Origin of the sequence: Longitalea luteola (assembly GCF_017356035.1) — a bacterium.
Taxonomy (GTDB): Bacteria; Bacteroidota; Bacteroidia; order Chitinophagales; family Chitinophagaceae; genus Niastella; species Niastella luteola.
Genome location: NZ_JAFIQX010000007.1, coordinates 124,833 through 148,822 on the forward strand (window position 1 = coordinate 124,833; position 23,990 = coordinate 148,822).

The 23,990-nt window shown below is 45.5% G+C and carries 26 protein-coding genes and 1 tRNA gene; 11 read left to right on the forward strand and 16 right to left on the reverse strand.

The features are described 5' to 3' along the window. Nucleotides 1–2: 2 nt before the first annotated feature. A complete protein-coding gene (locus JUB15_RS17805) occupies nucleotides 3–308 on the reverse strand; it encodes a hypothetical protein (RefSeq protein ID WP_207513855.1) in 306 nt (101 codons plus the stop codon). A gap of 336 nt (nucleotides 309–644) precedes the next feature. On the opposite strand from JUB15_RS17805, the gene JUB15_RS17810 reads away from it, so the two are divergent. Continuing rightward, nucleotides 645–1,889, forward strand: coding sequence for an NAD(P)/FAD-dependent oxidoreductase (locus JUB15_RS17810; protein ID WP_207513856.1), 1,245 nt, complete (start codon nucleotides 645–647; stop codon nucleotides 1,887–1,889). A gap of 20 nt (nucleotides 1,890–1,909) precedes the next feature. Here JUB15_RS17810 and JUB15_RS17815 read toward each other — a convergent pair whose 3' ends face one another. Continuing rightward, nucleotides 1,910–2,203 (reverse strand): hypothetical protein, encoded by a 294-nt coding sequence (locus JUB15_RS17815; RefSeq protein ID WP_207513857.1) that lies wholly within the window; start codon nucleotides 2,201–2,203, stop codon nucleotides 1,910–1,912. A 244-nt stretch (nucleotides 2,204–2,447) separates the two neighbouring features. Here JUB15_RS17815 and JUB15_RS17820 point away from each other — a divergent pair, with 244 nt between their 5' ends. Further along, nucleotides 2,448–2,729, forward strand: coding sequence for a co-chaperone GroES (locus tag JUB15_RS17820; RefSeq protein ID WP_207513858.1), 282 nt, complete (start codon nucleotides 2,448–2,450; stop codon nucleotides 2,727–2,729). A 68-nt stretch (nucleotides 2,730–2,797) separates the two neighbouring features. Continuing rightward, entirely contained in the window at nucleotides 2,798–4,426 is a 1,629-nt protein-coding gene (gene groL / locus JUB15_RS17825; RefSeq protein ID WP_207513859.1) for a chaperonin GroEL, read from the forward strand. Between the two features lie 168 nt (nucleotides 4,427–4,594). Here the strand turns inward: groL and JUB15_RS17830 are convergent, their stop codons facing one another. From JUB15_RS17830 to JUB15_RS17855, 6 genes are all read right to left on the reverse strand, one after another. Next, a complete protein-coding gene (locus tag JUB15_RS17830; RefSeq protein WP_207513860.1) occupies nucleotides 4,595–5,638 on the reverse strand; it encodes an ABC transporter permease in 1,044 nt (347 codons plus the stop codon). Continuing rightward, nucleotides 5,583–6,602, reverse strand: coding sequence for an ABC transporter ATP-binding protein (locus JUB15_RS17835; RefSeq protein WP_207513861.1), 1,020 nt, complete (start codon nucleotides 6,600–6,602; stop codon nucleotides 5,583–5,585). Before JUB15_RS17835 ends, JUB15_RS17830 begins: the two co-directional genes overlap by 56 nt. A 12-nt stretch (nucleotides 6,603–6,614) precedes the next feature. After that, nucleotides 6,615–7,487, reverse strand: coding sequence for a COG1470 family protein (locus JUB15_RS17840; protein ID WP_207513862.1), 873 nt, complete (start codon nucleotides 7,485–7,487; stop codon nucleotides 6,615–6,617). 132 nt (nucleotides 7,488–7,619) lie between these two features. Further along, nucleotides 7,620–7,871 carry a hypothetical protein gene (locus JUB15_RS17845; RefSeq protein WP_207513863.1) on the reverse strand — a complete coding sequence of 84 codons (252 nt, stop codon included), beginning with the start codon at nucleotides 7,869–7,871 and terminating at the stop codon, nucleotides 7,620–7,622. A 10-nt stretch (nucleotides 7,872–7,881) separates the two neighbouring features. Further along, nucleotides 7,882–9,498 (reverse strand): sensor histidine kinase, encoded by a 1,617-nt coding sequence (locus JUB15_RS17850; RefSeq protein ID WP_207513864.1) that lies wholly within the window; start codon nucleotides 9,496–9,498, stop codon nucleotides 7,882–7,884. A 114-nt stretch (nucleotides 9,499–9,612) separates the two neighbouring features. Further along, nucleotides 9,613–10,062: a response regulator gene (locus JUB15_RS17855; protein ID WP_207513865.1), complete on the reverse strand. Its 450-nt coding sequence runs from the start codon at nucleotides 10,060–10,062 to the stop codon at nucleotides 9,613–9,615. Nucleotides 10,063–10,263: 201 nt separating this feature from the next. On the opposite strand from JUB15_RS17855, the gene JUB15_RS17860 reads away from it, so the two are divergent. The 3 genes from JUB15_RS17860 (at nucleotide 10,264) to JUB15_RS17870 (ending at nucleotide 13,496) form a co-directional block, all read left to right on the forward strand. Next, nucleotides 10,264–10,692 carry a response regulator gene (locus JUB15_RS17860; protein WP_207513866.1) on the forward strand — a complete coding sequence of 143 codons (429 nt, stop codon included), beginning with the start codon at nucleotides 10,264–10,266 and terminating at the stop codon, nucleotides 10,690–10,692. 86 nt (nucleotides 10,693–10,778) lie between these two features. After that, nucleotides 10,779–11,114 (forward strand): hypothetical protein, encoded by a 336-nt coding sequence (locus JUB15_RS17865; RefSeq protein WP_207513867.1) that lies wholly within the window; start codon nucleotides 10,779–10,781, stop codon nucleotides 11,112–11,114. Nucleotides 11,115–11,186: 72 nt separating this feature from the next. Continuing rightward, nucleotides 11,187–13,496, forward strand: a complete 2,310-nt coding sequence (locus tag JUB15_RS17870; protein ID WP_207513868.1) for an outer membrane beta-barrel protein — start codon at nucleotides 11,187–11,189, stop codon at nucleotides 13,494–13,496. 20 nt (nucleotides 13,497–13,516) lie between these two features. Here the strand turns inward: JUB15_RS17870 and JUB15_RS17875 are convergent, their stop codons facing one another. The 8 genes from JUB15_RS17875 to JUB15_RS17905 form a co-directional block, all read right to left on the reverse strand. Beyond that, entirely contained in the window at nucleotides 13,517–14,083 is a 567-nt protein-coding gene (locus JUB15_RS17875) for a DUF4256 domain-containing protein (RefSeq protein WP_207513869.1), read from the reverse strand. Nucleotides 14,084–14,131: 48 nt separating this feature from the next. Further along, nucleotides 14,132–14,557: a DoxX family protein gene (locus tag JUB15_RS17880; RefSeq protein WP_207513870.1), complete on the reverse strand. Its 426-nt coding sequence runs from the start codon at nucleotides 14,555–14,557 to the stop codon at nucleotides 14,132–14,134. 20 nt (nucleotides 14,558–14,577) lie between these two features. Next, on the reverse strand, nucleotides 14,578–15,171 hold the full coding sequence (locus JUB15_RS17885; protein ID WP_207513871.1) for a YdeI/OmpD-associated family protein: 594 nt from the start codon (nucleotides 15,169–15,171) through the stop codon (nucleotides 14,578–14,580). Between the two features lie 6 nt (nucleotides 15,172–15,177). Then, entirely contained in the window at nucleotides 15,178–15,660 is a 483-nt protein-coding gene (locus tag JUB15_RS17890; RefSeq protein WP_207513872.1) for an SRPBCC domain-containing protein, read from the reverse strand. 6 nt (nucleotides 15,661–15,666) lie between these two features. Next, nucleotides 15,667–15,984, reverse strand: coding sequence for an ArsR/SmtB family transcription factor (locus JUB15_RS17895; RefSeq protein ID WP_207513873.1), 318 nt, complete (start codon nucleotides 15,982–15,984; stop codon nucleotides 15,667–15,669). Nucleotides 15,985–16,185: 201 nt separating this feature from the next. Beyond that, nucleotides 16,186–16,458, reverse strand: a complete 273-nt coding sequence (locus JUB15_RS28485) for a hypothetical protein (protein ID WP_242696402.1) — start codon at nucleotides 16,456–16,458, stop codon at nucleotides 16,186–16,188. Then, nucleotides 16,431–16,796, reverse strand: a complete 366-nt coding sequence (locus tag JUB15_RS28490) for a hypothetical protein (protein ID WP_242696403.1) — start codon at nucleotides 16,794–16,796, stop codon at nucleotides 16,431–16,433. The genes JUB15_RS28485 and JUB15_RS28490 overlap by 28 nt, the downstream gene beginning before the upstream one ends. A gap of 1,073 nt (nucleotides 16,797–17,869) precedes the next feature. Next, nucleotides 17,870–18,208, reverse strand: a complete 339-nt coding sequence (locus JUB15_RS17905) for a hypothetical protein (RefSeq protein ID WP_207513874.1) — start codon at nucleotides 18,206–18,208, stop codon at nucleotides 17,870–17,872. A 332-nt stretch (nucleotides 18,209–18,540) separates the two neighbouring features. Here JUB15_RS17905 and JUB15_RS17910 point away from each other — a divergent pair. The 5 genes from JUB15_RS17910 (at nucleotide 18,541) to JUB15_RS17930 (ending at nucleotide 23,839) form a co-directional block, all read left to right on the forward strand. Next, nucleotides 18,541–18,610, forward strand: a tRNA-Cys gene (locus JUB15_RS17910). Between the two features lie 378 nt (nucleotides 18,611–18,988). Beyond that, entirely contained in the window at nucleotides 18,989–21,670 is a 2,682-nt protein-coding gene (locus JUB15_RS17915; protein WP_207513875.1) for an RHS repeat domain-containing protein, read from the forward strand. 11 nt (nucleotides 21,671–21,681) lie between these two features. Then, on the forward strand, nucleotides 21,682–22,263 hold the full coding sequence (locus JUB15_RS17920) for a hypothetical protein (protein ID WP_207513876.1): 582 nt from the start codon (nucleotides 21,682–21,684) through the stop codon (nucleotides 22,261–22,263). Nucleotides 22,264–22,380: 117 nt separating this feature from the next. Next, a complete protein-coding gene (locus JUB15_RS17925; RefSeq protein ID WP_207513877.1) occupies nucleotides 22,381–22,719 on the forward strand; it encodes a hypothetical protein in 339 nt (112 codons plus the stop codon). Further along, nucleotides 22,676–23,839, forward strand: a complete 1,164-nt coding sequence (locus tag JUB15_RS17930) for an RHS repeat domain-containing protein (protein WP_207513878.1) — start codon at nucleotides 22,676–22,678, stop codon at nucleotides 23,837–23,839. The genes JUB15_RS17925 and JUB15_RS17930 overlap by 44 nt, the downstream gene beginning before the upstream one ends. The last annotated feature ends 151 nt before the right edge of the window (nucleotides 23,840–23,990 follow it).

Here is a 23,990-nt window from a genome sequence, read left to right on the forward strand (position 1 = left end):
GATCAGGCATAACGAAATGGTTCATCTGAAATGGTATGAGCAATATCTCCATGCCGGGTGATGGAGATACCAACATACTTATCGGAGCCGGTTACAGTAACAGGAATGTTCACGCGGGTATTACGGGAAATAAGATCGAAGCGCAGCTCATGCGGGCCGGAGATGTTAGGCAGGTCGAAGGATGCTGCTTTGCCGATCTGCATCCGGGTCTTCAGGTTGTCTTTATAGAATACTTCGGCGCCGTCCAGTAAAACGATCACTGTATCGCCTTCGAAGCCTTCCTGAAGCGCAACATGAATGGTTGGCATAGCAGTTAGTTCAGTTATTCAAAAATCGTTTGTTGTGATCATACTAATATACAGCCTTCAGTTGTCGCAAAAAAAGGTGTTTTTCACGTATTATTTCAGTTCATAGTCGTCAATCGTGAGTCGGCAAACGGCAGACGTGAAACGGCAAACGATCAAAATAAAAAGGCTCACTTTATTCCGACACCTCAATAACTCAATAACTGAATAACTGAATAACTGAATAACTTGTATGAACTCGATTAACTGTGCTTTTCAACTGTAAACTTTGAACTATAAACTTTGAACTATAAATTGCCGTCTGCCGTTTCACGGCAAAATTGTTTATCTTTCCCGCTTATGATAGCAACCGATGTTTGCATTATTGGCGCAGGTCCGGCAGGAGCAGCCGCCGCTTTGCAATTGCAACAGTTTGATATTCCCTGTGTAGTGGTCGATAAAGCCGTATTTCCCCGTGATAAGATCTGTGGCGATGGCCTGAGTGGTAAAGTGCTCACGGCATTGAACCGCATCGATAAAGAGATAGGCGCCCGGCTCTGTCAGCTGGCCGAAAAGGAGGGGAGCTGGGGGGTAACGTTTACGGCGCCCAGCCGCGATTCACTTGATATTGCCTATCAACCCGATTATAATAACCAGGCCAAAGCGGGCGTTCCAGCCGGTTTTGTGTGCAAACGCATTCACTTCGACAATTTCCTGGTAAACGAAATGAAACGCTGCGCCGGCATTCAATTGTTTCAAGGGCAGTCGATAGATAAATACACGCTGCAGCGTGATGGTTATCTGCTCTCAGATGCATCGGGTAAGTTTTTGGTCAAGGCCAAACTGATCATTGTTGCCAATGGCGCTCATTCGGCATTTACCAAAGAAACCGGCGGCATTTATATGGAACCTAAACATTATTGCGCCGGCATCCGGGCTTATTACAAAGGAGTCACCGGCCTTAGTGCAGATGGCTTTATTGAACTGCATTTTCTTCGCTCGCTGTTGCCCGGCTATTTCTGGATCTTTCCATTGCCAAACGGCGAAGCGAATGTGGGCATCAGCATTCTGAGTTCGGTAGTGCGTAAAAGAAAGTTGAACCTGAAAAAGCTGTTGCAGGATATTGTTACCAACGATCCTGTGCTGAAACAGCGGTTTACCAATGCGCAACTGGTAAGTGGTGTAGAGGGATATGGGTTACCGCTGGGCAGTAAAAAGCGCTCTTTATCAGGCGAAAGATATATGCTGGCAGGTGATGCCGGTTATCTGATCGATCCGTTTACCGGCGAAGGCATTGGCAATGCTTTGTATTCCGGCCGTATGGCAGCTAATCAGGCCTTTGCGTGTTTGCTGGCAAAAGATTTCTCAGCATCTCACATGAGTGCGTATGATGATGAGGTATATAGAGTGCTGGGTCCTGAACTGAACTTAAGCACCAAACTGCAAAAACTGGCCCGGCGCACCTGGTTGTTCAATTTCCTGATGAGAACCGCCATGCGCAATAAGCAGTTAAGGGAATTAATGTCGTGTATGTTCTACGAAATAGATGTTCGTAAAAAACTGGCGCAACCTTCCTTTTATGTGAAAATGTTGCTGAACCGGTAAACATAGACCGGTGCTGCAGACTACAATACGCTGCCAAGATTATACTGGCTAAACACTTCTTTGGTAATGATGCGGCAATTCTCTGTTAATTGATCCAGTGTACAACTCAGTAAATTGATATTGAACGGTAATTCATTTACCGTTTCCACCAGCTCAATACACAACATGTTCTGTTCATTCACTTCTTTGTCACCTTTTAGTTTGTCGAAGAGGCGGGCGGCCGCTTCTTTGTCATTGCCTATATCAAATCGCGCAAAAGTTTCCGGTCCGGCCGGTGTTTTAAGATGACAAACAATATAAAAGCTGGTTTGCATGGTCTTGGTTTATCGTTGGTTATTATTTTTTTACATATCAATACAGGTACCAGGTTAGCTGCCCGTGAAATTTTGTCAAATATACAGGTACCGCTTTGTCTGTTGAACTGAAAAAAATTCCTGCATTTTTTTCAGTAAACGGCCTCCTGTACCGAATGGCATACTAGTTGGTAGCAACACTTCACCGGCTTTATATAAGCGATAAAATTTGACTTTGTTTTTAACCAATTCAAAATCATGAATTATGGCAGGAAATGTAAAAGCCACTCCATTGCATGACAGGGTTATTATCCAACCCGCTCCTTCCACCGAAAAAACTGCTGGTGGTATCATTATTCCGGATACAGCAAAAGAAAAACCCCAGATGGGCATCGTAGTAGCAGCTGGTCCGGGTAAAAAAGATGAGCCATTGACCGTAAAACAGGGCGACCAGGTATTGTACGGCAAGTATGCCGGCACAGAATTCCAGTATGAAGGGCAGCAGCTGCTGATCATGCGGGAATCTGATATCCTCGCTATTCTGTAGAAATCATTGGAGCCCTTTACCATTTATTTGATCCTTTATTTACAACCGCAAAAAAATCAAAATGAGCTATGTCAAAGCAATTGTTTTTTGATGTAACAGCCAGGAACCAGATGAAGAAAGGCGTTGATATTTTAGCCAACGCTGTGAAAGTGACCCTTGGCCCCAAAGGACGTAATGTAGTGCTCGAAAAGAAATATGGCGCCCCTGCCATTACCAAGGACGGCGTGAGCGTTGCCAAAGAAATTGAACTGGAAGATCCGCTGGAGAACATGGGCGCCCAGATGGTGAAAGAAGTAGCTTCCAAAACCGCCGATATAGCCGGTGACGGCACTACCACCGCTACCGTGCTGGCACAGGCCATCATTCACGAAGGACTGAAGAATGTGGCTGCCGGCGCCAATCCCATGGACCTCAAACGGGGCATCGACAAGGGCGTGGAGGCCATCGTAAAAAGTTTGCGGGAGCAATCCCAAACCATAGGCACCGATGTGAACAAGATCCGCCAGGTGGCTACCATCTCTGCCAATAATGATGAAACCATTGGTGAATTGATCGCCCGGGCATTTACGAAAGTAGGCAATGAAGGGGTGATCACCGTGGAAGAAGCCAAAGGCACCGATACCACAGTAGAAGTAGTGGAAGGTATGCAGTTCGACAGGGGATATATCTCTCCTTATTTCGTAACCAATACCGAGAAAATGCAGGTGGAACTGGAACGCCCGTATATCCTTATCTATGATAAAAAGATCTCAGCCATGAAGGATATCCTGGGCATTCTGGAAAAAACCGCCAAAACCGGTCGCCCGATCCTGATCATTGCCGAAGACCTGGAAGGCGAAGCCCTGGCTACGCTAGTGGTGAATAAACTGCGTGGTACCCTTAAAGTGGCTGCCGTAAAAGCGCCCGGCTTTGGTGACCGCCGCAAGGAAATGCTGCAGGACATTGCCATCCTTACAAAAGGTACTGTCATCAGTGAAGAACAGGGATATACATTGGAGAACGTAGAGCTCAACCACCTGGGGTCAGCTGAAACCGTTACCATCGATAAAGACAATACCACTATTGTGGGCGGACACGGGGAAAAAGAGGCCATCACTGCCCGAGTGAACCAGATCAAAGCGCAAATGGCCGTTACCACATCAGACTATGATAAAGAAAAACTGCAGGAGCGCCTGGCCAAACTCACCGGCGGTGTTGCCGTGCTGTATGTAGGCGCCGCTACTGAAGTTGAAATGAAAGAAAAGAAGGACCGGGTTGATGATGCGCTGCATGCTACCCGTGCTGCAGTGGAAGAAGGCATTGTGCCGGGCGGTGGTGTTGCTTACATCCGCGCCAGCCAGTCGCTGGAAACACTGGAAGGCAGGAACGAAGATGAAACAACCGGTATAGCCATCGTTAAACGGGCGGTGGAAGAACCATTGCGTCAGATCGTTCGTAACTGCGGTTTGGAAGGAAGCATCGTAGTACAAACCATTAAACAGGGTTCAGGCGATTATGGCTTCAATGCCCGTACAGAGCAATATGAGAACCTGCTGGCAGCCGGTGTAATTGATCCTACCAAAGTTTCCCGGGTGGCTATAGAGCACGCCGCATCTGTTGCCGGCATGTTGCTCACTACCGAATGCGTCATCTCCGACAAGCCAAAGAAGGAAGCAGCCCCCGGTCCAGCTCCAGCCATGGGTGGCATGGATTACTAAATTGAACAATAGTTGCTGTAAATGATAACCCCGGTGTGAGGAATATTCCAGAACACCGGGGTTCTTTGTATTAATTTGCTAATGTGCTGATTTGCTAATATGCTAATGAAACACAAAAACGCTCAGTTGTTGTCAACTAGTTAACTAGTCAACTTGTCAACTTGTCAACTAAGACCTGATTTCTCTTCGCATAAAGAAAAAATAAGAAAGGGCAAAACAGGCGGTGGTCGCGGCAAACAAACCGGTCAGTTGCGGCCATACGATCATGATGCTTTCCCTGAACGACAATGGGGTAGGAATAGCGCCCGCCATCTGCTCTACGGTAAGCGGTCCCAGGCTGCGAACGGTTGGCATCAGTAAAACGGTCGTTGCATCCGTATACAGCTGGCTGGGTGAAAAGCGCAGCAGGTTCAGAATTACATTATTATAGTACATGATGTCATCAGGCGACAAAAACGCCGGATCGGGCAGGAATGCCTTCACGATCATATTCACTACGATCTTGTAAAAGATGGTAAAAAATAACCAGATGCCGATGGCTGTTAGCGCTGAAGTAGTAGCCTGTTTGAATTTTACCGAAAGCAGGATAGACAAACTTAACCAGAAACCCACATACAAAACTGTAAGCAGGATGAATGCCAGGATCCGCAGGATCTCCACTATTTCAATCCGTACGCCGGTAATAATGAGTCCGCCCCCGATCATGAGCAGGGCCAGGGAAAGGAACAGGGTGGTGATCACGATCAGTGGACTTATAAATTTTGCCAGCAGTAAATTGTCGCGGTAAACCGGTTGTGCCAGCAGGCGGATCAAAGTGCCATTCTGCTGCTCGGCATTTACGGCATCGAAACCAAGACCAATACCCAGAATGGCGCCCAGGAAGCTCATGAAAATGTGAAAGGAGGGGAGCGAGCCGTCGGTCGTTGTGAGTATTTTTAAATACAACAGGAATTGTTGCGGTTCCTCACCGGCCGCCGCTGGTTTTATATTGGTCACCGATACATACATCGAGGCCAGGAATGTCAATACGATCAGCACCAACAATACAATGAACCGCCAGCTTCTGACATGATCGCCGATTTCCTTGCGGATAATAGTGACAAGCGGCGAAGCGGGCCGGTGCATAACCTGCTCCCGCCCTGCAAGCGCTATTGCGTTAATTTTTAATTTTTTTGAAAAAAGATCTTTGAAATAAACTACCGGACTTTCCATTAGATTCGTTTTCAGTTAGATTATTTTCAAAATAGCGTTGATAGATCTCTTCCAGGCCATATTCTTTTTGTTGAACGCCCAGGATGTCCAGGCCATTCTTTACGAAAGAGCGTACCAGCTCCGGTGTAAGGTTGCGGGTGCAGGTAATGGTGATCGTATTACCGGAAACTGCTACTGCTTTTACGCCTGCTATTTGTTGTTCTATTTCCTGTTGGTGATGGTCTGTGAAGGGTGATACATCGGCCACGGTGATGGTTACTATATGCGACTCTTTGGAAGAGAGCTGGTCAGACAGGCGGGAAATATGATCACTGGCCAGCAGCCTGCCTTCTACAAAAATGCCTACGCGGTCACAGACCTGCTGCACCTGGTTCAGGTGGTGCGATGATAACAATACCGTTATATTCTGTTGCCGGCTCAATTGCCTGATCAGGGCGAGGAATTCTTTCACGCCACTGGGGTCAATGCCGTTCGTGGGCTCATCGAGGATGATGATGTCGGGCTGTTTGATCAATACTTCGGCAAGGCCCAGGCGTTGTTTCATCCCGCGTGAATAGGTGCCTGCTTTTTTGTACATCGATCTTTCCAGTCCTACCGCCTCCATCATTTCAATGGCCCGCGGCCGCACTGCTGATTCTGGAATGCCGTTCAGCCGCGCTATGTATACCAGGTTATCGAGGGCATTCATGCCATCATAGAAGCCTACATTGTCGGGCATGTAGCCAACTCTTCGTTTTACGGCAACGGGATTACTGGTGGCGTTGATACCACATACGTTGACCTTGCCGGCGCTGGGTTCGGTAAGTCCGAGCGTCATTAAGATGGTGGTTGTTTTACCGGCTCCGTTTGGTCCGAGAAGGCCGTATATTTCTCCCTTGTTGATGGTGAGGTTTAAATTGTCTACCGCCTTTAAGGAACCATACAGTTTAGTCAACCCGGTTAGTTCAATGACAGGATTTTCCATACTGCTAGTTGCTTATCTTCTACCATACTTTCGCATGAGGGAATATACCAGGCCGAAGGCCAGGAGAATAACCAGTACGCCTACTGAGCCCGCGAGCCAGGAAGTAGTTACTGTTAACCTGTACGCTGAATTGGCGGTAGCGTTATTATTTTTAACGGTAAAATTGGTCATGTAATCGCCGGCAATCGTTTTATCGGGCACCTCTACATGGGCAACTACGTTGATGGTACTGCCCGGATCGAGCCGGTCAATTTTGGCAGGTTCAAAACTTACATTCCATTTGGTGGGTGTTTGCGCCGATAGCTCCAGGTTGTCGAGCGGCAGGGTGCCCTCGTTCTTCAGCGTCAGATGAACAGACTTCTTACTGCCTTCAGTTACTTCCCCGCTTAACAGTCCGGTAGGTGTTGTCAGCTCCAGGGCATAAGCGCCTTTTACAACCGCTTCCAAGTTCAATTCCAGCGTGCCCTGGTCAGAGACCGCCTTTACCGGAATAGCATATTTACCGGGTTTTACGGTAGGCGAGGGCGTTAGTTCAATGGAAATGTCCTGGCTCTTGTTGGAATCAAGGCGGAAAGAAGTGACGGGCATGCCATCTACTCTGAAGCTGCTGCTCCAGCCGGCGGGTAAACCGGTCTGCAGCTCGTAGATGACCGAACGGTTGTTGCCATTGGTGAGCGATGCATTGAAGCGGAACGTTTCTTTTGCTGTTGCTTCCAGGTTCATAAGCCTGGCGGTGAAGCTGGAGCTGGCGGTTCTGCCCGGGCTTGTATTACCCGTCGCCGGTTGAGGTAATAAGATAACAGCTGATGAAAATAGAAGAACGAATAAACAGGGGCTTAGTCCACGGCCTGCAAATCGCCGGGGCTGACGATGTAGCGCTAACATAAGATTAACAAACAGTTTATTATTTATTAATAGAATACAAGCGGCTTCAAAAGGCAGGGCTAATATAATAAAGAGAAACTATTTCATCCAAATGAAAGGGAAAAAAAATTCGGTCAACGGCAGGAGGGGATCTCAGCCAACGGTCCCTTTATCGTCCCAGTGATCTTTAATGATCTTTCCATCGGCGTCTTTGAGCAGCCTGCGCGCATAACGGCGGCCGCGGATATTGCCTGTTGCGTCTTTAGTACCCATGAACAACAGAACGGGATTGCCTTCTGCGTCTGTTTTAAAAGCGAGATCATACCGCTGGAAACGCTTTTCCACCATGGTGGAAGGCGCATATTGTTTACTTAGTATTTTTAATATCGCGGCACCCAACGCCATAATGTTCATTTTACTCAATAGCCGGAAGAAATACATGAAACTGTGAACCTTTGCCGGGAACCGATTCGGCCGTTACATAACCGTGGTGATTGAGGGCGGCTTTTTTTACAATAGATAATCCAATGCCCGTGCCGGTAAGATCCTCTTTTTGTTTCAATCGCTTGAATACATCGAAAATTTTTTCGGCCTGATCCTGTTCAAATCCAATGCCGTTATCAGCGAATATGATCTGGTGATAATTGCGGTCGGCTAAAGGAAGCTCTTCAGGGAAACTGGAAAAAGGCACCAGCCTGGCTGATATCGAGATCTCCGGGGGTAAACCCGGTTTTGAAAATTTCATCGCATTTGATAACAGGTTCAGGAAAAGCTGATGCATTTGGAACCTGATCCCTTTTATAGCGGGAAGCCGGGTGGCTGTTATCTGTGCTTTGGAATCCTGGATCACCAGTTCCAGGTCGTTTTTAACACTTTTTAAAACGTCATTGAGGTCAATGGTCTCCTGTTCCATGTTCTCATTCGATATGCGGGAATACAGGAGTACAGATTCCATCAGCGCCTGCATCCGTTCTGCCGATGAAATGATCTTGCGGGCAAATGCCTGCATGTCTTCCATGGTATTATCAGGTTCAAGCTGGCGGTCGGCAAAGATCCTGATCTTTCGCACGGGCTCTTTGAGGTCATGGCTTACTACATACGCAAAAGACGAGAGCTCGGCATTCAGATTTAACAGCTCGTGATTTTTCAATTCCAGTTCAACGGCATTATTGAGCAAACGGTCTTCATACTTCTTGCGTTCGGTAAGATCCCTGGTCACTTTGGAGTAGCCTATCAAAGCGCCATGTTCATCATGCAGGGCGGTAATAACAACGCTTGCCCAGAAGGTGCTTCCATCCTTTCTTCTGCGCCAGCCTTCATTGGAGGCTTTGCCATTTTCAGTGGCCGCTTTTAACAATTTATCGGGCAGGCCATTTATGATATCTTCTGTTGTATAAAAGTTCTTGAAGCTTTTCCCGATGATCTCATTCGCTTTATATCCTTTGATGAGCTCGGCGCCTATATTCCAGTTCTGAATATTGCCATCGACATCCAGTAACAAAATGGCATAGTCCTGCACTTCCGTGATCATCTTATGATAACGCTCCTCGCTTCTGCGCAATTGCTCCAGTAAGGTTTCGTAGCGGTCATCTGCCGCCTTTTTTTCGGTGAGGTCTTTTGTGAGCTTCAGGAAACCGGTAACGTGTCCAAAATCATCGTGAATGGCAGTGATGGTAATATTGCCCCAGAATGGATCGCCGTTTTTTCTAATGCGCCAGCCTTCATGTACCGCTTTACCGTTCTTACGGGCTTCTTCCAGTAATTGCTGGGGAAGTTTTCGTTCCCGGTCTTCAGGCGGGTAAAAAAGCTGATGGCTTTTCCCGATTATTTCGTCAGCCCTGTATCCTTTGATCTTCTCAGCCCCTTTGTTCCAGGACAGAATGTTCCCGTTTACATCCAGCAAAAAAATGGCATAGTCTTCCACCTCTGAGATCATTCTCTCAAACCTGGCTGCTGTTAATTGGGTATGGTTTTGTTCACTCGTACGGTTTCTTACAGAATCTGCACGAAATTGTTCATTGTTTAACTCCATGATAGCTCCTTTGGTACTTATAGATTGCGGAGGCGACGGTGATCGTTGTGATAAGTGCTGATTATTATAGAAAAGGTGTAACAATCACTACATAAAAATTCATGCCAGGCCATTTCAGGCAACTACTATATTATGGCTTTTTGACGCTTCTATGGATTTGAGGGTATCCACCAGCCTTTCTTTCGACGTATGGGTGATCTTTTCCAGAAAATCTTTCAGTTTAACAAAGCTGGGCGGCTTTTCGAAATAGCAAACTGCCCCTGCTTTAATCGCCTTGTTCCCATCCAGAACGGCTGCAGATGTGGAGTACATCACCACCGGGATCGACCTTAATCCGGCATGCTGCTTCAGCGTTTTCAGGCTTTCCCATCCGTCGAGTTCGGGCATGTTCACATCCAGAAAAATTATCTCAGGTGTTGTATTACCAGTATGAAGTTTTTCAATAAGCTCTTTGCCATTGGTGGCAGTGTCCAGTACTATATGTTTGTCAATCTTTTTCAGCGCCTCTTCAAAGAGATCGGTATCGTCAGGATCATCATCGGCCAAAAAGAAATTTCGAATCAAGTTCTTTGGTTATAGATTATTCTGCAAGTTAACTAAAATCTGTAAAAGATAGCAGCCGGGTTGTAACCACACCACGGTTAAATGCCCATTAAAAATTGATTAGAAATTTGTTAATCAAACCGGCTCGCTACTAATCTTTGTGCCACAAGGTGCTTTACATGGCATAATAATTTATTACAGGTGCCAATAACCGGAGTGTCTATGCAGAATGAAGCCGTATTGATCATCGATCATGATGAGGACGACTGGATGATGATTACTGAAGTATGGAAGGAATTACAACTGAACAATGAACTGATATTTATTAGCAGCGCCGAGGATGCCATAGTCCGAATACAAAAAATGCCATCAGCTCCCTTTATCATCATTTGCGAGCTGAACCTGCCCCGGATAAACGGGTTTGAACTGCGGGAAAAAATGCTGCAAACGAATTCAAAAAAGCTGAGAAGTGTTCCCTTTATATTCTGGTCAACCACTGCTTCTGAAGAGCAGATCCTGCACGCCTATAACCTGTCGGTACACGGCTTCTTTATCAAGGATAACAGCATGGATGAATTGAAAGAAACATTCAAATCCATGATCAACTACTGGAAACGGAGCAAGATGCCCCCCAAGGTCAACGTTAAGTGACCGGGAACTCATTTACGCCACAGGAAATTAGTATCCAAAAAATACAACGCTGTTGCATTAATTGGGAAAACGCCTATCTTTGCCGTATGCTTCCTGGCATAAATGCATACACAAGGCAAATAAAAGCGCTGTTGCTGATGGCGATCTTCCTGTTTGTGCATGTAGTCAAAGGGGCACATACCCATGCTGCCTACGATCAAAGCCATTCTGTAAAACACGGCAACACGATCGGCGAGGCCAGTCCTGGACACGACTATTGCGACATCTGTGAATTCCAACTTGCTAAAGATGCAGTTTTTACCGGCGAAGTATTACTGGTAATAGCCCCGGTAAACACGGCGCCCACTTATACCAGGCTTATCACTGCCATAAATCCCGACCGGTTATTCCTTCCTGATGGCCGCGGACCACCTGCGGTTTAAAAGAACGTTACCAGGTAATGTAAATAATGGATGCATGGGAATGAGATCCCATGCAAGGGGTCGTTGCTATTGATGCAAACCATTCCTCCGCAAAAGCTGGTGATCGGCACGCCCACACCCGGGCCCTGGCCGAAAAATCTGGCAGGATTCATCTTATTCAATGAAATCAACAAAATGAACAGGCTCAGCTTTATCCTTGTAGTGATCACTGCGGTGATCAGTCCCGCGTTTATACAGGCGCAATTGTCGCCCGACAGTACCGTAAACAAGCCCGGGCAACAGCCCGGGTCGGATTCCTTGCCATTCCGGCAAAAAGACTCGCTGAAACAGGTAACTGTTACTGCATCCAGAAGCGGTGTACAGGTGGATAATGGCCGCATCATAATGAATATGGCGAACAGCGCCCTTGCTGCAGGTGCTACCGTATTTGACGTGCTCACAAAAATGCCCGGGGTAAGTGTTGGCCAGGACGATAATCTCAGTTTGCGCGGCACCCAGAACGTTACGGTAATGATAGACGGGAAAATGAATTACCTCACCGGCAAACAGCTCGCCGATCTGCTGAAAGGCATGAGCAGCGAGCAGATAGTAAGAATAGAACTGATGCCCACACCACCGGCCGCCTTCGATGCGGCGGGTAATGCCGGCATCATTAACATCATTACGCGGAAACATACCGCCCGTGGTTATGCCATCGATCTGCGATCAACGCTTACCCGGGGCAGCAACTGGTTATTCAATGAGAACATTACGGCCGCGGTAAATACCCGGCGTTTACAGGTATCAGCATCTTTCGATTACAATACCCCGCATCGTTTTGTCAATAGCCATAGCGGCAATGGCGTACAGGAGCATGGCCTTAATTACAACCTTCAAAGAACAAATACCGGTTCTTATAAGATCAAATTCTATACGTACCGGCTGGGGGCCGACTGGCAGCTGAACGACCGGCACCAGCTAAGCGCTTTTTACCATGGTTATTTCGACGACTTCAGTGTTTATAAGCATGCAAGGGTGAACAGGTATGATGCGGATGATCAATTGCATTCCGTCATCCGCACCCATACCAGCATTATTGAACCCTATCATTACCATGCAGGCAATATCAGCTACACCTGGCGGCTCGATACAGCCGGCAGAAAGCTGACCGCCGAAGGACATTATATCAATTATCGTAATTTGTCCGACGGCCTGATGACAACCCGTATAGAAGATGGAAATACAGGTAGTATAACAGCCGAACATGCCCTGCGTTCGCATCAACCCGGTTATATTACCATCCGTTCGGCCAAAGCCGACCTTGAATGGCCATACAAAGGGGTGCTGCTGAGGGCCGGACTTAAATATGCCCATGTCACCAACGATAACAATTTCCGGTTCGATTCGCTGATCAATGGCTCGTATAAAGAAGCCGCTACCATGTCGGATCATTTTCTGTATGACGAAAAAATAGCAGCGGCCTATGTTTCCCTGGCAAAGCAATGGAAGCGTTCAGGCCTGCAGGCGGGGCTGCGGATGGAGCAAACCGATGCCGGCGGGCGTACTGTGAAGGCAGCGCTGTTCAATCAATGGAAGTATACCCGTTTTTTTCCTACCATTTCGTTTGAACATACCCTGAAGCAGCACAGGCTGTCTCTTTCGCTCAGCCGCCGGATCAACCGCCCGGCCTATGGCGATCTGAACCCCGTGCGCTGGTATGTAGATCAGTATTTTTATTATGCAGGCAATCCGGGCCTCGTTCCTGAAATGGCCTGGCTGTTAGCTGCCACGGGCACCTTCAACCGCAAATACGTAGTTACAGCTACTTACGGGTTGCGTGAAAACTATATGGCAAAGCGGTTATTGGTCGATTCAGCATCGAATGCGGTTAAAAGCCAGTCGGTTAATTTTTCTGATATGCAACGGTTCGACCTGTTGCTGGCTGCGCCATTCAGTGCAGGCTGGTGGAGTTTGCAGGCATCGGTGGGTGTTAATTATTCCATGTATCCGATTCCACAACGAACAGGCGACGTTTCCGTTTCGCGGTGGGCCGGGAGTGTACAGGTGCAGCAACAGGTGAAACTGCCTGCCGGCTTACGGCTCGAGGTGAGCACTAACCTGTATTCCCGGGAACTGTGGGGCATCTATTTAAAGGAGGCGTTGTTCTTTTCAGATGCAGGCCTGCAGAAAGCCTTTTTGAACGAAAATCTCTTATTGAAACTAAGCTTTACCGATTTCCTGCGTACCTACCGCCTTAAAGCGTACTCCCTGTCAAATACCACCGATTACCGGTACTTCGACCGTCCCGATATGCATCGGCTTGGTCTGTCCGTTCGTTACCATATCGGCGGCAAGGTTGTTCCCAAAAAGGCGGCGGGTATCGAAGAGCAGGAAAGATTGTAAATTGAATTAAACAGATCGTGTTACACCCGGAGCGAACCCCTGAATCCCCTGGCAGCATAATAGGATTCAGCGCCATTGTGATACAGGAAAACCGTGTCGTAGCGGCGATCGCAGAATACGGCGCCGCCCAGTTTCCTGATGGCAGGAGGCGTTAATACCCAGCTCGAGGTCTTGAGATCGAATTTACCAAGTGTTTGCAGGGTGCGGTATTCTTCTTCGGTCAACAACTCAATGCCCATGTCGGCAGCCATATTGATGGCGCTGTCTGCCGGTTTATGTTCTTTCCTCGATGCCAGCGCTTCGCCGTCGTAGCAAAGGCTTCTGCGGCCTTTCGGACTTTCCGCTGAACAATCGAAGAAAATGTATTCGTCCGACTTTTTATCATAACCAACTACATCGGGTTCGCCCTCGGTTTCTTCCATGGCATTGAGCGACCATAGTTTGTCGGGATGTGCTTCCAGTTTAGCTGCTACTTTATCCCAGCTAATGCCTTTATGGCGCTGCATATTTTTTTCGAACCGGGCTTTCAATGTGCGGAGCAGGGCATTCCGTTGCTCGGCCGACAGTTTGCTTTTAGTATTTTTCATGATATGAGTCTATGCGATGTATATAAATATAAGGAAATCGGCAATTCACTAATAGGCTACTGCCACGATCTTTCTGCTGGCTGGTCTGAAATACCACGATACCACGGTAAGGATCAACAGCAACAGCGACGGAAATATCTCAGCAAAGGAATGACCCATGGCAATATGTGTATAAATGGCTCCTGAGGTAAGAAAGAAGTATCCCGCATAGGCCCACTCTTTTATTAACGCAGATCGGGGAGCAAGCAATGCTATAACGCCCAGGATCTTCCAGATGCCTATGATGGTTAGAAAATATACAGGGAAGCCTAACCGCGCAATGCCTTCTACGCCGGGCGGCGATACAGCGCCTTCCATTTTCAATTTTAATAATTGTTGTGCACCACTTGCCAGCATGCCAGATGCCAGCCAGATGGTAGCGATCCAATAGATGATCTTACTGGCTTTGCCAGAACCGTTCTTTGTTTTTTCCATGTTTCGATTGTTTAGTTGGGTTAATCGTCTAATCCTTTTCCTTTCAGGATCTGAGGTATATATTTTTCAACCCTGGCCGCCCTGGTTTTCGATTGTTTGGCCTGGTTGAAATAATACAGGTAGGCGCTCTGCCGTCCCGGTGTGAGGGCTTCAAACGCTTTTTTCAGCGCAGGTTTTTTATCGAGCTTCACCTGAAATTCTTCAGGAACGGGAAAGTCCTCTGTCTTTTTCAGTTTTACTTTCAGACCGGCCCTTTCCACCTCGATCGCTTCGTAAATGTAGGCTTTCAACACGCGTTCCATTTTGGTTATTTCCCTGGCATTGGTGAACCTGATCTGGCGGGCAGCCTGTACATTTTCTGTCTGTTGTATCAAAATGCCATTGGGATCGTTCAGGAGGGCGCCTTTGAAGAACAAGAGGGCGCAGTATTCTTTAAAACCATGGATCAGCACGATATTGCTGTTCTGGTACAGGTAACAGGGATTGCCCCATTTCAATGCCTCCGTGAGCCCACAGTCAAGAATGATGGATCTCAGTTTATCGAATTCAGTGTGCCACTGTTCGGCTTTATCGAAAAAGAAGTCAACGTCAGGGTTAGTTTCACTGCGTGTCATGGGATATTATTTTAATTTACCAACAACTTCCTGCAAACGGTTATGCGCCATATTAAGGCCCATGGCAAAAGGCTGTTTCAGCAGCTGATCTCTCAACTCTACTGTTTTAAATACTATTTGCATATTGAGTTTGCTGGTATCGTCGCCCAGTTTTACAAATTCAAGGAACTCGAGCTGTACGGCAAAAGGCGTATTGTTCATTTCGAACGTGCGGGTGATCTTCTGGTCCTGAACAAATTCATGGATCACCCCGTTCGCCTGAAACAGCACATTTCCCTGGGCATCTACTGTCTGAAACTGCCAGCCGCCATGATTTTTACATTCCAGTTTCAACACCTTCGTTGTGCCATACTCGTGGGACATCCATTGTTCAAAGATCTCCGGGTCAACATGGGCTTTGAACAGCAGATCTACAGGCAGGTCAAACTCCCGGCTGATGTGTATATCATGTTTACCTTCTTCGGCATTCACTTTTGTTTTGCGTTCCATAACATCTTATTTTTTGTATTTCTTCATTATGTTCTCCAGTTTGTTAAAACGGTCGTCCCACAGTTTTCGAAAGGGTTCAATGAAATCAGCTATTTCTTTCATTTTCTGCGGGTTCAGGTGATAGTAGATTTCGCGGCCGTTCTGTTCCTGTTCCAGCAATTCGCATTCAGTAAGTATCTGCAGATGTTTTGACACGGTGGGCCGGGCCGTGTCGAAATTGGCGGCAATGGCGCCGGCGGTCATTGACTGAGTGGCTACCAACAGCAAAATAGCCCGTCTGGTAGGGTCTGCAATGGCTTGAAAAACATCACGTCTTAAGTTCATTACGTAGCTATTTGGCTACAAATTTAAATGTAGCTATTTAACTACGCAAATTTTTTTCCATTTTTCTCCGGATATATGCTTGTAAACGGTTTATTTGTGCGGAAAGAGAGTCAGGTCATAACTGCATAAAAAACGGTCCTGGCAAAGCCAGGACCGGGCAATCCTTTGTAAGGACAATGTGTGCTTTGACGGAGCACTTATTTATTGAATAACCCTGTCGATAACCGGTGAATACTCCATTTGATTATTCATACCCAAAGCCACTGTGCGGAACCAGTATTTCTGATAGGATTTCAGTCCCCTGAAGGTGTGGTACGCATTAGTACTTCCTTCATTGGTCCATACTGTTTCTGAAGTAGGCGGCTCGGCTGTGTATTGGTGCATGTAAGCCCGGGCGCCGCGCACCCGTTTCACCCGGATGGTGACTTCGCCGGGCGGGCCAAGCTCTACTTCCAGTTTTTCAATGGCCGGCATAGGCTTTTGTTCTGTTGACCTGAGATCTCGAAACCGCTGCTCAGCAACATGGCCTCATCGCCCTTACAGGTAAGGGTTATGTATTCGGCCATTTCAGTAAGCAGGGCTACCACAGCCGCTTTCTTGGCTTTTTTAACAGCTACCATTTCTTTGTCGCGCCCTTTGGCAGTAACGATAGCATTGTGGTAATCAGGCAACAGCTTTTTTAGTTCAGCGTGTGCTGCGGGCAGATCGGGAAAATTTGGATTGTTTTCCGTTTTTTCCACCACCCGGTAACCGGTTGTCGTAAGATCGCTGTCGCGTTCTCTTTTGTATTTGTTCAAGATTATGAAGTTCATTGTTTTTAGTTTTTAATGATTAATAAAATGGTTGCACTCCAGGGCCGGATCATTTCAGCTTATTGGCCAATACGCTGCAAAGACCATCATTTGTTTCACTTCATTCACCGGAGGATCCATGTTTGCATCAGTGTATTCGGTTACTCCTAACGGTTTGTCTTTGTTAAAACAAATATACGGTGGGTTCAATCCGTTTTCCAAATAACGGGCTCCGGAATGGCGGGTTTCGACGGGTATTGACGGGTATTGACACCCTTTGTGTAAAAAAAAGCTGATCGTCGTCAGTGGATTTCGGCCTCAAATGACTGGAGATCGATATCAATTGCCGGGTTATAATCCGGCAATAACTAAAATAGTAAGTAGATGTTATCACACTTGTTCTAAACACCCGTCATGATCGATTTGCTGAATGAGCTTTTTTCATTTCATGCTGGAAATGATTGATTGCAGCGCTGCAATGGATCGTTTTCGCCTGCTATTTGATTATCGCAGGCTGATCTATTACCGTTGCAGGCTGGTATTGTATCATAACGGCCTGATAGGGTATCATTGCAAGCCGTTATTACTGCATGGCAGGTTGTTATGTTATCATTGCAAGTGCTAAACGTATCAATAACTGCCTGCGATGATGCGAAAACAAGCTGCAATGGATCAAAGCCAGCGGGAAACGATCCAAAGCGAGGTTGACATGTTGAGATTTCAGGTGTTTTGAGATCATGGCAGCCTGAAACGATATAAAAGCCAGGTGTAGTGCTATCATTGCAGGCTGATGTGAGTTAAAAACAGGTTGTAATGATCCAATTACAAGCTGTTATAACAAAAATCCCCTTGCCATACCGAAATAACAGGCAACTTCAATTCATTGCAGGTTAACAACGATCCGTAGCCGGCCGGTAACGGTTCATTATGGGCTACAAATGGTTCATTGCAGGAGAGAAACGGGGCATTGCCCGCAGGAAATGATTGATAGCAAGCCACTACGATCCGATGCAGGCCCGTTATGGCCGACTGCCGCATGCCCTTAAGCCGCGGCCAAATGCCTTAGTTCCGGGCCCGGTTTGAAATGATCCGGTTCAGGTAAGCGTATCGAGGGCTCTTTGCACCGTCCATTCGTCAATGCCGGTTTGCTTTGCAAATTCCTGCACAGTGATGTATTGGCGTTTTGTTTTTCCCAGGCTTTCCCGAAGGGCGGCCATGACCCGCTGGGCTTGTCTTTCCTTCAGGTGAAGAATGATCATGACATCGCCTGTACGTACAACCGATACGGGGATGCGTTTACGAAAAGGCAATTTGCCTTCCCGCTGTAGCCGCATGTGCTCGGCTACTTTTTCCTGCATGATCTGCGTATACTTTTTAATTAACTTTTCACTGAAGATGAAAGGTTTGGCGATAGTCTCATTTTTTGCCGTCATAGATGTTGTATGGTTTTGCCGGTAATAATTGGCTAACCAATCAGACCCTTGGGGAAAGTCCCTATGTGCAAAGCAGGAAATGCGATCAGGTACAACAGCCGGTGATTCCAGTTGATTACAGTTGGAATAATATTTGCATAATAAGCAAAGTTGGCTGTAGAAAAACAGGTGTTTTTCACGTTTTTTACATTAATTTACTGTTGTAACATTGCTACTGCCTCAAAGAAATTCTTACATTGGTAATTGATCGGACCTTCCTAAATCTATCAGGCTCATTTATTTACAATTGACAACCATTCCGGCTTGCCGTTAATGTTATATATACATATTATGGTTCCGTGGCCGAGTGGTAGGCGGAGGTCTGCATAACCTTTTACAGCAGTTCGAATCTGCTCGGAATCTCTGACATCAAGGATCGCTTACTCGCGGTCCTTTTTTCATTTTATACAACTTTACAGTTACCGGTTCTTTTTCAGTCTCTTTTATAACAACGGTCCAACAGATTCGATAGAATTAGAGCAGGTGAAAGCGGCACAGGCTGCGGGTGCAGAAAAAGTGCCGGTGCATACATTGCATACCGATTACCGGTATAACACCCTGAACCAGGTGGTGGCGCAACATTCACCCGATGGAGGTATGAGCGCCTTCTGGTACGATAGATTAGGAAGATTAGCCGTGTCGCAGAATGCAATGCAGAAAGATAGTACACAATACAGTTATACAAAGTATGATCTCATAGGCCGCATTACCGAAGTAGGCCAGTTAACCAGCAGTACTGCCATGGCCGATGCTACGAGCAGAAGCCAGGGAGCATTGGAAAGCTGGTTAACAAATGCAGCACCAACAGCAGAACAGATCACCCGGACAAGCTATGATCAAGAATATCCGTGCGTGGATCCCGTGTTGAAGACAAGGAACCTGCGCAACCGCGTATCATGGACTGCTTTATATAATAAGGCCAGTGAACTCGCCAGTTTTAACTTTGCTGCCGCCAGTTTTTATACCTATGATATCCTGGGTAATGTAAATACACTGTTGCAGTATTATAAGCAGGGTGTACTCTTCGATAACAACATCGGTGTAAAGAAGATCGCTTATGATTATGATCTGGTAAGTGGGAAGGTGAACCAGGTAAGTTATCAGCCTGGTCTGCCCGACGCATTTTATCACCGGTATATTTATGATGCTGAGAACCGGATCACAAATGTGCTCACCAGTACTGATAGTATCAACTGGGATAACGACGCCTTTTATCAGTATTATGACCATGGACCACTGGCAAGAACTGTCCTGGGGGAGCAGCAGGTGCAGGGTGTAAACTATGCGTATAACCTGCAGGGATGGATGAAGTCGATCAACCCGGATGTGCATGTTGCCGCTGTGTTTACCTTAAAACCAGATGGAAGTACAGGCAGTGTCGTCGGGAAATCGGCTTACAAAGTGATGCTGAATTATTTTAATGGAGATTATAAGGCCATCTCTGGCGCCACGCCGATGGATGCAGGCATTAATACAACACTGGGTGGCAGTTATCGTCCGTTGTATAATGGTAACATCAGTAGCATGGCGGTGAATATCGAAAAGCTGGGCAATCCGTTATTGTATAATTATCAATATGACCAGTTGAACCGCCTGGTGGCTATGGATGCCTGGAAGAAGACAGGTAATACTTGGGCGGATTTGACACATCAGACCGACTTGCAGGAGCGGGTGAGTTATGATGCCAATGGAAATATCCTGGGATATAAACGGAATGGTAATACGGCTGGCGGCAAACCGCTGGATATGGATAAATTGGCTTACAGCTATAAACCAGGCACCAATCAACTAGACTATGTATACGATACGGTGCCGGCGGATAACTACGATGTGGATATTGATGCGCAGTCTGCCGGAAACTATGTATATGACTCTATTGGGAACCTGATAAAAGATAATGCTGAAGGGATCACCAGCATTAGTTGGACTGTTTATGGTAAAATAAGCCGCATTGTCAAAGGAGATAGTGTTGATATTAGATATGTCTATGATGCCGGTGGAAACCGGATTGGTAAAACCGTGGTGAAAACCGGATCAACTGATACGGCACGGACCTGGTATGTAAGAGATGCGCAGGGTAATGTGATGAGTGTGTATGAGTCAGGTAAACCAGCAGTGAACAATGGCCATCTGACCCAATCGGAGCTGCATTTGTATGGAAGCAGCCGGATCGGCTTGTTCAGACGTAAATTGGATATGGGTTATCAGCCGGAACCTGCCGCTGATCCATCGAAAATAAGCATGCCGTTATTAGGTACGGGTGATAGTCTTACCTTTGTGCGCGGTGACAAGCTCTTTGAGTTAGGCAATCATTTAGGGAATGTACTGGTGACTGTGAGTGATAAGAAGCTGGGTGTTTCAGCTGATAACAGCACTGTGGATTATTTCAACCCGCAGGTGGTAAGTGCGCAGGACTATTATCCGTTTGGGATGTTGCAGCCGGGAAGGGGTTATAATGCTGGCGGGTATAGGTATGGGTTTAATGGTAAGGAGAATGATAATGAGGTGAAGGGAGTTGGTGAGCAGCAGGATTATGGGATGCGGTTTTATGATCCGCGGTTAGGGAAGTTTTTGAGTGTGGATCCGTTAACTAAAGATTATCCTTTTTATACTCCTTACCAATATGCAAGTAACAATCCAATATTTGCTGTCGATGTTGATGGTTTAGAAGCTAGTAAATTATTGAATAAAGCTGAGTCTTTACTTTTTACTCCTTATGAATATGGTGGAAAAAATCCGTCTCCAGATGTCATTGGATCCATGAATACACCGGAAGGAAAAGAGTTTTGGAACAATAATTTGCACCCAGCTTTGCGATTGATTTCAAATTTCCATCCTGAACATTATAAAACCTCGAAAGGAGAGATTTGCTCTTATAATGAAAAATATAAGCAGTGGCAAAGCATTACTAGTGGAATTTACAAACAGTATTCTTCATTGACAAAAAAAGGATCGCTCGGCATTGATTGTTCTGGATTTGTATGTGTCTCTTATCTGCAAGATAAAGAGCTGTTAATGGACTCGAAAACGTTAGCGACCGGCTCGAGTGGACAATTAGCTGCACTTAAGAAAGCCGCAAAGGAGAATAAAGCATTTGTTCATACGAATTTTAATTTGATTTCTGCTGGAGACTTTATTTACAAGCCAGGTCATGTTATGATTGCAACTGGGTTAGTAAAGATTGATGAAAAGACTGGCAATGTAACTGAATTTCAGACTATGGAGGCGCATTCAACAGATAAAGGTTCTGTTCGCATATGGAGACCTGTAGATAAAAAATATCAGATAGCTCACCCATTTAGAACGTCTGATGGGCAAAAAATTAGATTGTTTTTTTTAGAATTTCTAATCCCTTTACTCAAAAATGATGTTAACCCTCAGGTACGTACTGAGGATAACAAGCTTCAAGCTCGAATAAAATAGAAAATAGAAGTATGAAATTTCAGTTATGTCTTTACGCGATTTTTATTATTGGATGCAATTCGGAAAAATTTACAAAGAAAAAAATAGACAATAAGGGCCATAGGAATGAGGTAATTGTAAGGGTGGATACAACTCGAATGGGTAATCAGAACAGAAAAATGACTTTTTTAGACAGTGTATTAAGCAAATGTCAGCTATCTGCGCAACAGATACAGAACCATACCAATATTGACAGCATGTGGTACACAGGTATTTTCTTGAATTCGACTTTTTCGGGTGATACCATCGTAAATTTTTATTCTGGTTTTAAAGGCGCAATAATTAATTATGATGATGGGAAGAATTGCGTATATAAATTCCTTTTAATATTTAGTTCCCCCGATCGTTTAAATACGGATTATAAGACAATTTATTCTGATTGCGACCATGATGAAAGTTCAGATTATAGCTCTCTGAATTTTACAATTTTGAATGATTCTACATTTGAGACTATTGAAAAGTACAATGCTGCAGGTTCTAAAAATGAAATAATGGAAAAAATAAAATGGAGATTAAATCAAAAGGGTCAAATTGATTCTATTAGTCATCCCTAGTTAATTTGTTTAGTAGCCATACGTATACTGCATGTCTACATTTATTCAAAAATTTAGGCTTTAAAAGATTTCAAGCTTAATAAAAACAAGTTTAAATAGTTAAAAATAATATTTGGGATGAAACCAATCCTGTTCCTTATTATTCTTCTGTATCTGGGAGAATCCCTCAATGCCCAACAACCCTACATCTACACCATCAAAGCCGATAGTGTAAAGATTACGAACACCTGCGATACGGCGGAGTTGATCATTGAGAACCATACGCAAAACGTGCCTGGCTTCTTGTTCAATAAAGGCCGGGGTAGAACGGAGTTCAGAAAGCCTTTATTAAAAATTAGCGATGACGTTTACCTGGTAGGTGCGGATACGCTTAAGATTTTACAGCCTGTGTATACCGCAGGAATTGGTTTAAATGAATCCCCCTTCAGAACGTTTAATTGTGATGAGCGTATATGAGTCCGGCAAACCTGCGGTAAACAATGGCCATTTAACGCAGTCTGAGTTGCATTTGTATGGCAGCAGCCGGTTAGGTTTATTGCGGCGTAATTTGGATGTGGCTTATGAGCCAGAGCCTGGATCTGATCCGTCGAAGATTACCATGCCATTACTGGGTACCGGCGATAGTCTTACCTTTGTACGTGGCGACAAGCTCTTTGAACTGAGTAATCATTTGGGTAATGTACTGGTAACCGTGAGTGATAAAAAGCTGGGTGTTTCTTTGAATAACAATACCGTTGATTACTTCAACCCACAAGTGGTGAGCGCGCAGGATTATTACCCGTTTGGCATGTTGCAGCCGGGAAGGAGTTACAATGCTGGTGGGTATAGGTTTGGGTTTAATGGTAAGGAGAATCATAATGAAGTGAAGGGAGTGGGTAATCAGCAGGATTATGGGATGAGGATAAGTGACCCGAGGATTGGAAGGTTCTTGAGTGTGGATCCAATTACCAAAGAGTATCCTGAGTTAACGCCTTATCAGTTTGCGAGAAATAGACCGATTGATGGGATTGATCAGGATGGTTTGGAATGGGAGTTGAGTACTGTCAATAACAGATTAAGGCAGCAAGCAACGTGGTTATTAACGCCAAGGTTTAATAACGGCACTATTTCCGCTTATGATCCTAATAAGAAAGCTTGGACTGAAAAATGGCGTGATTCTAAAAATGTATTAGCTAATATAACCTATGAAATATCAAATGGATTATACACATTGCCACAACAGTTAACAGCCAGTGTTAGAAATGCGGAACATATTACTAATATTGGTGGAAATGTTCATAGGGCGCATGGAATTGAAGGTGAAAAGCAGAGGGTAAAGAGCTTTGTGGACGGTGCTACTACATTAGTGCCCGGTTCTGAAGCATCGAAAGTAGAAGGACTAGTTGCTAAATATGCAGATAATGTATTAACAAAGATTGAAAGTCAGGTTACTGAGCATGTTACGAAGGTAGGGTTATCATTTGACGAGGGAGTTTTAGAGAATTTTTCGAAACACGCTTTTGCTGGAGGGCGCCATGCTGATTTAGGTTTAACTGTAGAAACGATGGCATTAAAGGGTCTTGATCTGATTAACTAAAACATGTCTTTATTGAAAGCTGGAGACAATACATTAATTGGTAAGATCAATGGAGTAGAAAAGTCTTTCAAGGCATTTGTAAAAGAAGGAATGATTTTGTCTGTTAATATGTATCCAGGAGTGTCAAAGAGAGTAACTAAGGGTACAATTA

Coding starts and splice junctions, on each gene's coding strand:
- JUB15_RS17805 (WP_207513855.1), bottom strand. CDS start 308: ATGCCAACCATTCATGTTGCGCTTCAGGAAGGCTTCGAAGGCGATACA.
- JUB15_RS17810 (WP_207513856.1), top strand. CDS start 645: ATGATAGCAACCGATGTTTGCATTATTGGCGCAGGTCCGGCAGGAGCA.
- JUB15_RS17815 (WP_207513857.1), bottom strand. CDS start 2,203: ATGCAAACCAGCTTTTATATTGTTTGTCATCTTAAAACACCGGCCGGA.
- JUB15_RS17820 (WP_207513858.1), top strand. CDS start 2,448: ATGGCAGGAAATGTAAAAGCCACTCCATTGCATGACAGGGTTATTATC.
- groL (WP_207513859.1), top strand. CDS start 2,798: ATGTCAAAGCAATTGTTTTTTGATGTAACAGCCAGGAACCAGATGAAG.
- JUB15_RS17830 (WP_207513860.1), bottom strand. CDS start 5,638: ATGGAAAGTCCGGTAGTTTATTTCAAAGATCTTTTTTCAAAAAAATTA.
- JUB15_RS17835 (WP_207513861.1), bottom strand. CDS start 6,602: ATGGAAAATCCTGTCATTGAACTAACCGGGTTGACTAAACTGTATGGT.
- JUB15_RS17840 (WP_207513862.1), bottom strand. CDS start 7,487: ATGTTAGCGCTACATCGTCAGCCCCGGCGATTTGCAGGCCGTGGACTA.
- JUB15_RS17845 (WP_207513863.1), bottom strand. CDS start 7,871: ATGGCGTTGGGTGCCGCGATATTAAAAATACTAAGTAAACAATATGCG.
- JUB15_RS17850 (WP_207513864.1), bottom strand. CDS start 9,498: ATGGAGTTAAACAATGAACAATTTCGTGCAGATTCTGTAAGAAACCGT.
- JUB15_RS17860 (WP_207513866.1), top strand. CDS start 10,264: ATGCAGAATGAAGCCGTATTGATCATCGATCATGATGAGGACGACTGG.
- JUB15_RS17865 (WP_207513867.1), top strand. CDS start 10,779: ATGCTTCCTGGCATAAATGCATACACAAGGCAAATAAAAGCGCTGTTG.
- JUB15_RS17870 (WP_207513868.1), top strand. CDS start 11,187: ATGCAAACCATTCCTCCGCAAAAGCTGGTGATCGGCACGCCCACACCC.
- JUB15_RS17875 (WP_207513869.1), bottom strand. CDS start 14,083: ATGAAAAATACTAAAAGCAAACTGTCGGCCGAGCAACGGAATGCCCTG.
- JUB15_RS17880 (WP_207513870.1), bottom strand. CDS start 14,557: ATGGAAAAAACAAAGAACGGTTCTGGCAAAGCCAGTAAGATCATCTAT.
- JUB15_RS17885 (WP_207513871.1), bottom strand. CDS start 15,171: ATGACACGCAGTGAAACTAACCCTGACGTTGACTTCTTTTTCGATAAA.
- JUB15_RS17890 (WP_207513872.1), bottom strand. CDS start 15,660: ATGGAACGCAAAACAAAAGTGAATGCCGAAGAAGGTAAACATGATATA.
- JUB15_RS17895 (WP_207513873.1), bottom strand. CDS start 15,984: ATGAACTTAAGACGTGATGTTTTTCAAGCCATTGCAGACCCTACCAGA.
- JUB15_RS28485 (WP_242696402.1), bottom strand. CDS start 16,458: ATGCCGGCCATTGAAAAACTGGAAGTAGAGCTTGGCCCGCCCGGCGAA.
- JUB15_RS28490 (WP_242696403.1), bottom strand. CDS start 16,796: ATGAACTTCATAATCTTGAACAAATACAAAAGAGAACGCGACAGCGAT.
- JUB15_RS17905 (WP_207513874.1), bottom strand. CDS start 18,208: ATGACGGCAAAAAATGAGACTATCGCCAAACCTTTCATCTTCAGTGAA.
- JUB15_RS17915 (WP_207513875.1), top strand. CDS start 18,989: ATGGCCGATGCTACGAGCAGAAGCCAGGGAGCATTGGAAAGCTGGTTA.
- JUB15_RS17920 (WP_207513876.1), top strand. CDS start 21,682: ATGAAATTTCAGTTATGTCTTTACGCGATTTTTATTATTGGATGCAAT.
- JUB15_RS17925 (WP_207513877.1), top strand. CDS start 22,381: ATGAAACCAATCCTGTTCCTTATTATTCTTCTGTATCTGGGAGAATCC.
- JUB15_RS17930 (WP_207513878.1), top strand. CDS start 22,676: ATGAATCCCCCTTCAGAACGTTTAATTGTGATGAGCGTATATGAGTCC.